Origin of the sequence: Silvanigrella sp. (assembly GCF_044369315.1) — a bacterium.
Classification (GTDB): Bacteria; Bdellovibrionota_B; Oligoflexia; order Silvanigrellales; family Silvanigrellaceae; genus Silvanigrella.
On the sequence record NZ_JBIPMD010000093.1, the window covers coordinates 1 to 11,246 of the forward strand.

Consider the following 11,246-nt stretch of genomic DNA (forward strand, 5'->3'; position numbering starts at 1 on the left):
TAATATTTTTTTGGGATTATATTTATCGCATAGATAACCACCTAAGTATCCAATAAATAAGGCAGGAATTAATCTTGCAAAATTTAAAATGCTTAAACTTAGAACAGAATTCGAAGATTTCCAAACAAACCAATTTAAAGCAGCCAAGCCGATATAATCGCCTAAAAGAGAAAAAAAACTTCCTCCTATGAACAACTTATAATTTTTATCACAAATTGCATTTTGCATGATTTCATGTTACCAAAAAAAGTCCTAAAATGAGAATGATTCTCATTATCGACTTTGTTTTATCTCTGAAAGAAATAAAAATCAATCCTTTGAAATTTATTTTTTAAAGATTAAATATTTGATTAAAGAAATATTTTTGTTAATATTTCTTTAAAATATAAAACACTTGAATTCAGTTTTTGATTGATTTAAAAAATGAATTGCGATTTTATTTTTCTCTTAAGTAAGGAAATAAATATAACTTATGAATTTTCATCCAGCTATAGACATAACAAAAAATGATGAATATTATGATAATCTTTATAAAATGGTCAATTCGTATTTAGATTCGGAAAATGATTGGCTCGCACAGCTTTCTAACGTAACAGCTTTGCTAAATGAGACTCTTCAACAAATAAATTGGGTGGGTTTTTATTTATTAAAAGAGAACCAGCTTATAGTTGGCCCTTTTCAAGGAAAAATGGCATGTACAAGAATTGCTTTAGACAAAGGGGTTTGTGGAGCAGCTGCAACACAATTAAAAACAATTCGTGTTGATAATGTTCATAAATTTGAAAACCACATTGCTTGTGATAGCGCTTCTTTTTCTGAAATTGTTTTTCCTCTTTTTTATCCCAATAAAAAAGCAACTCTAGAGACTCTCATCGGTGTTTTAGATATAGACAGCCCTGTATTTGCAAGATTTTCTGAAACAGATGAAAAAGGTCTTGAAAAAATTGCCGTATTAATAAGTGAAAAAGTAAATTGGCCAAACTCTCCTTCTCTATAAGCAATATATTAATAATTAAAAGGAATCATTTTCATGACGTCTGAAATTATAGTGGTTTTAATCGTAATTGTATCTCTTTTTATAGGGATGCATTGCCTTTATTTATATTGGCTCCATAAAATTTTAAAAGTAACCGCTTTTCCCTATCCTTGGATAACTTGGTTAACAATAATCCCCTTTGTTGGTAATATTTTATGGGCTTACCTAATATACAAAGCAAAATTAGGTGCAGCACTTTTATTAAAAAATAACAATTCTTCTAAAACTACAACTTGCGGCTTTTATACATTTATGGCATTTTTTTCCGTAAATATTGTATCTTTTTTTCTGATAAGCAATGAAAAAGCAATTAATATATGTTCTATTATCGTTGCCATTTTATATTTTATTCAATTTTTTCAATTGTACCGAGCAAAAAAAATATTAATTGCCTTTGGACAAAATAACTCCTAAAAAATCTATATCTGAATCATATATTTTATCAAATTTATTTTTTTAACTAAATTTGATAATTTTTTTTTATAAAATATTTTTTGAAAATAAAGTAATGCTATGAGATATTGAAATGAAATCAATTTTATCCTTCTAAAAAAGGGTTCATAACATGAATGAACAAAACAGATATATTAATTTAGTGGCTAATTTATTTGTAACTCAATTTAAAAAAAATTATTATTATACTAATAAAAATCAAAAATTTTCAAAAAATCTAAACATAATTAAAAAATATTTAATAGGAAATTACTAAAAATGAGTTTCATTTTAAAAATATTTAGAACTCTCTTTTACTATATTAAATTTAGTATCATTCATTTGAAATTATATTATTTGGAATATAATTTATTCCAAGAACCTGAAATAAAATTTAACTTTAACCCTTATTCGAATATAACAGAATATGGTCTTAGGAAAAAAATGTTAATAATAAAATAAAGAAGGAAAAGTAATTTATGAAAAATATTAAAATACAATTGATATTATTCTATTCCATAATTCCTATTCTATATCATAATTATTTAATTGCTGATTCTAATATTAAAATAAATATTTCGGATAATGTTCCTCCTCAATCGGGGTATAACAATTTAAATAAGCTTGAAGGTCTAATCATCGATTTATCTGTAAATATTTTTAGAAATTATTCTTTTTCTGCTTTTCCGTTAGCTAGAGCTTTAGAAGAAACTAAAAATGAAAAAAACTCACTTATTTTTATTTCACGTAACGCTTCTAGAGAAAATGAATATCAATGGATATCTCCTATTTATATCACTCCTGTTTTTATTTATACAAAAATAGGATGGATTAAAAAAAATGGAGCTAGCTTAAATAAATTAAGCTCCATTGGTGTTATTAATGGGTCCTCATTAATTCTTACATTAAGTGATAAAAAATTTATGGGTGAAATATCAACTGTAACAAGTAATGAACAAAACTTAAAAAAACTCCTAAATGAAAGAATTGACGGATGGATAGAAGGAAGTATTGTTGCTGAGTATATTATTAAAAAAGAAAATTTATCCTTTACAAATTTCGACAAAATTGGCCCTATATTAAATAATAAAACTTGGATTGCAACTTCTATAAAATCAGATAAAGAATTTATATCAGCGGCATCTTTAAAAATAAACAAATTTAAAACAAGTTCCGTCTATTCTGAGATTTTAAAAAAGTACTCTGCTCAACCCGTTGATTATGGTAATGAGTAAGATCAATTCTATTTATTTCGTTCTTAATTTATAAATATATTTTAAATTTCAAATTATAATATTTATAAATTTTTAAAATATATAAAAAAATAAAATAAAATCGTATTTTCAAAACATAATTTTTAACGCTTTTCTATTTTTATATATCTTTTTATATCCTTTCAATTTATTTTGTGTTATTTAAATTTAGAATTTTTACACGAAAGGAAGTACCATGCAAAAAACTTTTTCTAATTACTCTCCCTCTACTGGTAAAAAAATCTGTGATGTTGAAATAACTCAAAATTACGAGATTGAAAGTGCAATTCAAAAAGCAAAAATAGGTTTTAAAATTTGGAAAAATAGAAGTGGTTTTGAACGGGCTAAAATTCTTTCAAAAGCAGCACAAATTATTCGTAGCCGTTACCATGAACTTGCTCAACTAGAAGTGATTGATACAGGAAAACCAATTAAAGAAGCTCTTGAAACAGACATTCCAAGCGCTGCGGACGTTCTCGAATATTATGCAGGTGTGGCACCTACCATTCGAGGTGATTATATTCAATTAGAAAAATCTTTTGCCTATACTCGCAGAGAACCCATTGGTATTTGTGCTGGTATTGGAGCTTGGAATTATCCTTTTCAAATTGCCTGCTGGAAATCGGCTCCTGCTTTAGCAAGTGGAAATGTGATGCTTTTTAAACCCTCTGAACTCACGCCAATGTCTGCAAGTCGTTTAGCAGAAATCTATCTTGAAGCAGGAATTCCTGAAGGAGTTTTTCAAGTTATTCAAGGGGGAAAAGATGTTGGTGAGTATTTATCTTTGCATCCAGAAATAAATAAAATTTCTTTGACGGGCTCTTATGCTACTGGAAAAAAGATCATGGAAAATGCCGCTCACAATTTAAAACAAGTGAGTTTAGAACTTGGAGGAAAATCTCCACTTATTATTTTTGATGACTTTGATATTGAAAAAGCGGCAGATATCGCTATTCTAGCTAATTTTTATACACAGGGTGAAGTTTGTAGTAACGGAACAAGAGTTTTTGTTCATCATAAAATTAAAAATAAATTTATTGAATGTTTACTTAATAAAGTGTCTAAAATTAAAATAGGAGATCCTTTTGACCACAGCACTCAAATGGGTTCTCTTATAAGCAGAGATCACCTGCATAAAGTAATGTCTTACATTGAAAAAGGCATCCAAGAAGGCGCTAAACTTATTTATGGAGGAAAACAACCAGAATGGAGCCCTAGCGAAAGTCATTTCTCTAATGGAAACTTTATTCAACCAACAATTTTTTCGGATTGCCATGATGAAATGACAATTGTTAAAGAAGAAATTTTTGGTCCTGTTATGTCTATTTTGGATTTTAAAGATGAGAGAGAAGTAATTGATAGAGCAAATCATACAAAATATGGTTTAGCAGCAGTTGTAATTACAAACGATTTAACGAGAGCACACCGCATTATTGAAAATCTTCAGGCGGGAATGTGTTGGATTAATAATTATAATATTAGCCCCGTCGAAATTCCATTTGGAGGCTTTAAAGCTTCAGGTTTTGGCAAAGAAAATGGTCTTGCTGCTATTGAAAATTATACTCAATTAAAAACAGTTTATGTGCAAATGGAGTATTGATTTAAGAAAAATCAAATTCACATTTCATTCCTCAAAATATTCAATTGTAATCATGATATTAAATTTTTAAAAACACTAAATAAAACAACTGATCGTTTTTTATTCATTGACGTATAAAAAATGATAAATTAAAAAGCGACCTTGTTCTTCTAAGAATATTTCACTATCTGTCTTGATGGAAAGTTTACCGACTCGGAGGTTAGTAGATGGGAAAATCTATAAAATCACTTACAATTCGTGGTTTTAAGTCCATTAAAAAATTGGACGAATTTCATTTAAATCAATTAAATATTCTAATTGGCGCCAATGGAGCTGGTAAAAGCAATTTTGTTTCCTATTTTAAACTGCTTAGCGAACTTGTTGAAAAACGTTTACAATCATGGACTTCCGAACAAGGCGAAGCTGATCGAATCATTTCATTTGGTGTAAAAGAAACGAAACAAATTGAATCTTCAATTCGTTTTGCTGATAATGGATACGATTTTGTAATTACACCTACTGTTGATGGGGGATTTGTTTTTGAAAAAGAACAGCTTTATTTTGATGGACCTCTTTTTGGAATAACAAGGCCAAATCTTGGAACTGGGCATAAAGAATCAAAATTGAAAGAGGAAGTAAAAGCGGGAAATTCAAAAAAAGTCGCTTTGCATTGTTTTAATGCAATATCTAAATGGAAAGTTTATCATTTTCACGATACAACAGATACCGCTGCCGTTAAACGCAAAGGCTCTTTACATGACAATGATTATTTAAGATCAGACGCTTCAAATTTAGCGGCTTTTCTTTATAAATTAAAAAAACAACATTCTGAAATTTATGAACTAATATGCAAAAACATCCGATTAGCAATCCCATTTTTTGATGATTTTGTTTTAAAACCTCAAATTTTATCTACCGAAGAAGAACTGATTAACCTTGTGTGGAAACAAAAAGATAGTGATTATCCGTTATGGCCAAGTCAACTATCTGATGGATCTATTCGCTTTATCTGTTTAGTTACTGTTTTATTACAACCAGATCCTCCTGCAACAATTATAATTGATGAACCAGAACTCGGATTACATCCCTTTGCAATTACATTGCTTGGTGCATTGCTCCGCTCTGCGTCTACTCGAATGCAAGTTATTGTCTCTACTCAATCTGTTCCATTATTAAATGAATTTACAATTGAAGATTTAATTGTAGTTGAACGAGATAATGGAAATTCTATTTTTAAACGATTAAATGAAGATGATTTTTCAAGCTGGCTTGAAAACTATTCCGTTGGAGAACTTTGGGAAAAAAATATATTAGGAGGACGACCAAGCAAATGATTCGAGTTCATGTGATTTGTGAAGGCCAAACAGAAGAAATGTTTGTTAATGAAGTCCTCTCAAAAATTTTTACACCTTTAGAAATATTTCTTATTCCATCTCTAATAGGAAAACCTGGACATAAAGGTGGTAATTTTAAAATAGAAAGAGTGATTTGTGATCTAAAAGGAAGACTTTTACATGACAAAAATTCATATTGCACTACTTTGTTTGATTTTTATGGATTACCCCATGATTTTCCAGGAAAACAAGAAGCCATAAGCAAACAAACTATTTTAGAGAAACAAAATACTCTTCATCAAATATTCATTGATAAGTTAACTCAAAATATAGAAGTTCAGGCAATGAAACGTTTTTTTCCTTATGTTCAAATGTATGAATTTGAAGGATTATTATTTAGTTCACCATCAATAATTGCCGCTGAAATTGGGAAATCATCATTAGCTGAAGAGTTTCAAAATATCAGAAATTTATTTGAAACTCCTGAACACATTAATAATTCGGCAATAACAGCTCCAAGCAAACGTATTAAAAACTTATTTCATGAGTATGAAAAAGTAACGCACGGTTCATTAATTGCGATAGAAATGGGAATAGAAAAGATTTGTGTTGAGTGTCATTTATTTAATAATTGGGTTCAAAGATTAAAAAACCTAGTGCCTATAAATTAATTTAATTTTTCCTAAAAACCTTTTTTCTTATTTTCACTAACAATCTTTTTAAATTCACAGGTCCAAAGTAATAAACTAAAAAATAGCTTATTAAAATAAATAAAAAACCGCCAATACTTAAAATCAAAAAATTTGTTAAAAAATTTAATTTTATAGAAAAAATAGAGCTAAAATTATCCCATAAATATTTTGATGATAATATCCCTATAGTCCCAAACAAATAAGCAAACATAGCAAAAGAAAATATTTTTATTTGAAAATATTTACCACCTTCAACATAGGGGCTATCTCCAAAATTCTTTTTTTGATAAATCTTTTTTAAGAAAAAGTAGTTCATAAAAAAATCAATTGCTGTTGCCGTACTAAAAGAAATTCCTAAACCAATAATTCCAAACTTAGGAGCTAAAATAGAACTTAATGATGCATTTATTACTAAATAAACTATCGCATTATATACAATTTGTTTTGTTGAGTTAATCGCATAAAAAGCATTTAACACTACTTTTGAACCAGCACTAAAAATAATTCCAATTGAGTAAGCACACACCGCAATTGAGTTTTGTATCGTATCATGCATTGCTACTTTACCATGCTGAAATAAAACGGCATAAAAAGGAACAATAAACAAAGCAAAACAAGCTGTCGTTAAGGCGGCTAACCAAAGCGAAGTATCCATACTTTCGGTTAGCAAACTGGAAAATTTTCTATTTTGTCCATCACGAATTGCTTTTGTTAACACAGGATGAGCAGCAAAACCTGTAGCAACACCAAATAAACCAATAGGAACTTGTATGATCATCATTGCCGTAACAATATAACTTAACACGCCAGAACCAATTTGAATGGCATAAAAAGTATTTATCATTAATGCTATAATTAAAGCCCCCTGAGCTATTGTCCGTGGAATCATTAATTTTAAAACTTCATGCAATGGTTTATATTTAAACCAATCTTTTATATTAAAATTAGGAAAACCAATGTATCCTAATTTATATAATGGAATAAATTGATAAATCATTTGAATAATAACACCAAGCATCGCCCCAATTGCTACACCATATATAGGATTTATTCCATACATAATGAAAATAGGAGAGCATAGCGCACACCCAATAATTCCAACATTTAAAAATGCAGAACCGTTCATAGCGCGAAAAGTCTGACCTAAAATAGATAAAATTGCCATAGCAACAGCATTTAGCATTGTAAATGGCAAATAAAATGCGAGTATTTTAAATAAAAAAGATGTGAGCTCTAAACCTCCCGAGTTTTTAAATTCTTCGCTCATAAACAAATTCATAAATGGTTTAGAAAAAATAGCTGCCAAAATTGCTAATGAAAAAGTAACAAAAGTAAAAAATCCAAGCACAATTTTAATCAGTTTTAATTCTGCATCTTTTCCATTTGCTTTTTCATCAATTAATACTTTTACAAATGCAGCAGAAAGAGCGCCATCCGCAAGAAGATCTCTTAATCCATTTGGAAAACGAAATGCAGTATTAAAAGCATCTAGAGAGACGCCAATTCCAAAAGTAGCATTTACAACCGCAGTTCTCACAACACCAGAAGCTCTAGAAAATAGAACACCTAACATAGCTCCAAAACTTGCTTTTCCTAATTTTTCTGAATCACTTACCAAGGAGGTGTCTTGACTATTTTTATCACCCATATATTCGTATTTCCTTAAACTTGCTTATTGCTATCAAACAAAGGGCATTCTATATGTTATCTAAGCTCGGTAACTCCGTACGCTATGATATTACATTATCCGTAACTAATTTTTTGCAAACGTGGTAGGCATCTGGAGATTTTATGAAGACAAACGACATCCGCCGAAAATTTATTCAATTCTTTGAATCTAAACAACATACCTATGTTCCCAGTGCCTCCACAATTCCCATTGGTGACCAAACCATTCTTTTTACTATTGCAGGAATGACTCAATTTAAATCTTGTTTAACAGGTGAAGAAATTCGTCCCTATAAAAGAGCAACCAATGCGCAAAAATGCATTCGTGTAGGCGACCTTGATGATGTTGGCAAAGATGGCCGTCACTGTACTATGTTTGAAATGTTAGGATCATGGAGTTTTGGAGACTATTATAAAAAAGAAGCCATTCAATGGGCGTATGAATTTTCAAAAGACGAATTAAAGTTAGATATGTCCCGTTTTTGGGCAACCGTCCACCATTCCGATGATGAGGCCTTTGCCATTTGGCAAACCATGGGAGTTCCTGAAAACAGAATTGTCCGTCTTGGTGACAAAGATAATTTTTGGGCTATGGGCCCTACTGGCCCTTGCGGACCATGTTCTGAACTTTATTTGGATCAAGGAGAGCACGTAGGACAATGTTATGAAAAAGGTTTAAAATGTTCTGGCCCTGGTTGCGATTGTGACCGTTACCTTGAATTTTGGAACCTTGTTTTTATGCAATATAATCGGCAAGAAGACGGTACTTTACTTGATCTTCCAATGAAAAGTGTTGATACAGGGTGCGGTCTTGAAAGATTGACTGCGTTAATACAAGGAAAAACCTCTAACTTTGATATTGATTTATTTACTAAAATAAAAGAAAAAATTATTCATACTGCCGGAATTAAATCACCAGTAAATGATATATCAACTCAGTTAAAAGTAAGCTGTAACGTTATTGCGGATCACATTCGTTTACTTACTTTTACATTAGGAGATGGAGCTCATTTTTCCAATGAAGGTCGTGGTTATGTATTACGCCGCGTATTACGTCGCGCAGTGCGCCATGTTGGAAAACTTGCTCCAAATTGGCCCAAAGACAAATCTTTTTTAGAAAATATCGTAGCTACTGTTGTTAACGAAATGGGTGAATTTTATCCAGAAATTATTCAAAATAAAGCGCGTATTGAAGATGCTATTCGTAATGAAGAACTTCGCTTTAATAGTACACTTGAAAGCGGCCTTACAAAATTTCATCATTTTATTGAAGAAGCAAAATTAATAAATAAAAAAATTCTTTCCGGAGAAAACGTATTTATTTTGCATGATAGCTTCGGATTTCCTTCTGATTTAACTCAAATTTTATGTGAAGAATTAGGATTTAAAGCCGATTTAGAAGGCTTTAAAAAACACATGCAAGAGCAAAAAGAAAGAAGCCGTGCTGAAGCTAAGTTTTATAAATTTGATCAAGATGATTCCTCTTGGGTTGAGTTTCATCCTGCAAATCCTTTGGCAGATAAAAAATTTGCGGGTTATCACCTTGTCTTTAACAACGCATTTAAAGATAAACACGAAATTATTGAAACCCTTATTCCATCTCAAAACATCAAAAAAGTACGCCAATTAAAAAATAAAATGTTTGAAATTGTTATTGCAGATACACCTTTTTATCCAGAAGGTGGTGGTCAGGTTTCGGATACAGGCTGGTTTGTTACTTTAAATAATAACGGAAAAAATGAATTTGAAGTCGTTGATGTCCGTAAATCTTTAAATAATATTGTTCATTTATTAAAACATGTTGAATTTAGCGTTGAAGAAGCAAAACCACTAGATCAAAAAGATCTTACAAATTTATTTGGAAACAATTCTAAAGTAACAGCAATAGTTGATTTTACTTTACGTCAAGCAATAATGAGAAACCATACCGCGACTCACTTAGCGCATAAAGCTTTACAAGTAGTTTTAGGAGAGAATGTTCGCCAAGCAGGATCTTTAGTAAATCCTCATGTTTTACGTTTTGATTTTTCACATAATAAAGCTATGACTCAAGATGAAATTGAGGAAGTAGAAAAAATAGTAAATTATCAAATATTAAAAAATACCCTTGTTGAAACCCATGATTCCGTTCCTTTAGCAAAAGCAAAAGAAATGGGTGCAATGGCTATGTTTGATGAAAAATATGATGATCATGTTCGCATGCTTAACGTACCAGGTTTTTCCTTAGAGTTGTGCGGAGGTACTCATGTGTCAGCAACAGGCAATATTGGTTTATTTAAAATCATTTCTGAAGGAAGTGTCACAAGTGGTGTTCGAAGAATTGAAGCAGTTACAGGAAATAATGCGTTTGAATACTTAAAGAAATTAAAAGATCAATTAGCCACTGCTTCTGAAATGCTGAAATGCTCCGATAATGAAATAGCCCATAAAATTCAATTGCTAAAAGATCATGCGAAAGAACAAGATAAGCAGATTTCAACGCTTCAAAACCGTTTAGTAAATACACAAATCTCAGGCCTCATGTCGAATGCAAAAGAAATTGGAAATGATCTTAAATTAGTTTTAGTCACTCTTGATGCATCTGATGTTAAAGAAATGGAACTTCTTTGTGACCGTCTTAAAGAAAAAAATAATACGATAGCGATTATTGCTTCTAGCTCAGAAGGAAGAGCTCATATTTTGGTAGCTATGAATCCAAATATCTTAAAACAATTTAAAAAATTATCCGCTGGAAATATTGTCAAACAACTGTCTGAACTTGTGGACGGAAAAGGTGGTGGACGCCCCGATTTTGCAAGAGGAGGCGGCACAAGTATTGACAAATTAGCAGGTGCATTATCCAGGGCAGAATCAATTATTCATGCTATGATGTAATTTATAATAGGAATATAAACTTACTTTATAGGACTTCGATACATTGCATAATGTTCTGTATTAGATTTTGGCAATAAAGTAACATTTTTTAAAACAAACCCATGCTTTTCATAAAAAGCGATGTTATTTGGATTATGAGTTTCTAGGTAACAGTGTTCATTTCTTTGATCTATAAAATCAAGAATTGGTTTCAACATTTTTGAACCATAGCTTTTTCCTTGAAATTCTTGATGAACTCCTATAGAAAATAAATACCAATGATCATGAACAGCAATTTCTTTTCTTACTTTTAAAGCATGATTTTCATAAATATTCATTCTAAAAATTGTTTTTATTGGAATAGAAAGTCCACCTGACAAAATAAAATCCCAAATGGAA

The 11,246-nt window shown here is 30.5% G+C and carries 9 protein-coding genes and 1 pseudogene; 7 read left to right on the forward strand and 3 right to left on the reverse strand.

The features are described 5' to 3' along the window. Positions 1–228 (reverse strand): annotated as a pseudogene (locus ACIQ56_RS09075) (MFS transporter); the annotation flags it as partial. 244 nt (positions 229–472) lie between these two features. Between ACIQ56_RS09075 and ACIQ56_RS09080 the strand changes: the two are divergent. The 6 genes from ACIQ56_RS09080 to ACIQ56_RS09105 all read left to right on the forward strand — a co-directional run bounded on the left by ACIQ56_RS09080 (position 473) and on the right by ACIQ56_RS09105 (position 6,305). Continuing rightward, positions 473–997 (forward strand): GAF domain-containing protein, encoded by a 525-nt coding sequence (locus ACIQ56_RS09080; RefSeq protein ID WP_397600751.1) that lies wholly within the window; start codon positions 473–475, stop codon positions 995–997. Positions 998–1,030: 33 nt separating this feature from the next. Next, positions 1,031–1,450 (forward strand): hypothetical protein, encoded by a 420-nt coding sequence (locus ACIQ56_RS09085; RefSeq protein ID WP_397600752.1) that lies wholly within the window; start codon positions 1,031–1,033, stop codon positions 1,448–1,450. Between the two features lie 497 nt (positions 1,451–1,947). Continuing rightward, positions 1,948–2,703, forward strand: coding sequence for a substrate-binding periplasmic protein (locus tag ACIQ56_RS09090; RefSeq protein ID WP_397600753.1), 756 nt, complete (start codon positions 1,948–1,950; stop codon positions 2,701–2,703). Between the two features lie 214 nt (positions 2,704–2,917). Continuing rightward, the gene (gene betB / locus ACIQ56_RS09095; RefSeq protein WP_397600754.1) at positions 2,918–4,321 is read left to right on the forward strand and encodes a betaine-aldehyde dehydrogenase; all 1,404 of its coding nucleotides are present in this window, start codon (positions 2,918–2,920) and stop codon (positions 4,319–4,321) included. A gap of 206 nt (positions 4,322–4,527) precedes the next feature. Next, positions 4,528–5,634 carry an AAA family ATPase gene (locus ACIQ56_RS09100; protein ID WP_397600755.1) on the forward strand — a complete coding sequence of 369 codons (1,107 nt, stop codon included), beginning with the start codon at positions 4,528–4,530 and terminating at the stop codon, positions 5,632–5,634. Continuing rightward, positions 5,631–6,305 (forward strand): DUF4276 family protein, encoded by a 675-nt coding sequence (locus ACIQ56_RS09105; RefSeq protein WP_397600756.1) that lies wholly within the window; start codon positions 5,631–5,633, stop codon positions 6,303–6,305. Before ACIQ56_RS09100 ends, ACIQ56_RS09105 begins: the two co-directional genes overlap by 4 nt. A 1-nt stretch (position 6,306) precedes the next feature. Here ACIQ56_RS09105 and murJ read toward each other — a convergent pair whose 3' ends face one another. Beyond that, positions 6,307–7,974: a murein biosynthesis integral membrane protein MurJ gene (gene murJ / locus ACIQ56_RS09110; protein ID WP_397600757.1), complete on the reverse strand. Its 1,668-nt coding sequence runs from the start codon at positions 7,972–7,974 to the stop codon at positions 6,307–6,309. 143 nt (positions 7,975–8,117) lie between these two features. On the opposite strand from murJ, the gene alaS reads away from it, so the two are divergent. Further along, the gene (gene alaS, locus ACIQ56_RS09115) at positions 8,118–10,868 is read left to right on the forward strand and encodes an alanine--tRNA ligase (RefSeq protein ID WP_397600758.1); all 2,751 of its coding nucleotides are present in this window, start codon (positions 8,118–8,120) and stop codon (positions 10,866–10,868) included. 20 nt (positions 10,869–10,888) lie between these two features. Here the strand turns inward: alaS and ACIQ56_RS09120 are convergent. Continuing rightward, on the reverse strand, positions 10,889–11,246 hold a 358-nt coding region (locus ACIQ56_RS09120), incomplete at its 5' end, for a GNAT family N-acetyltransferase (RefSeq protein ID WP_397600759.1).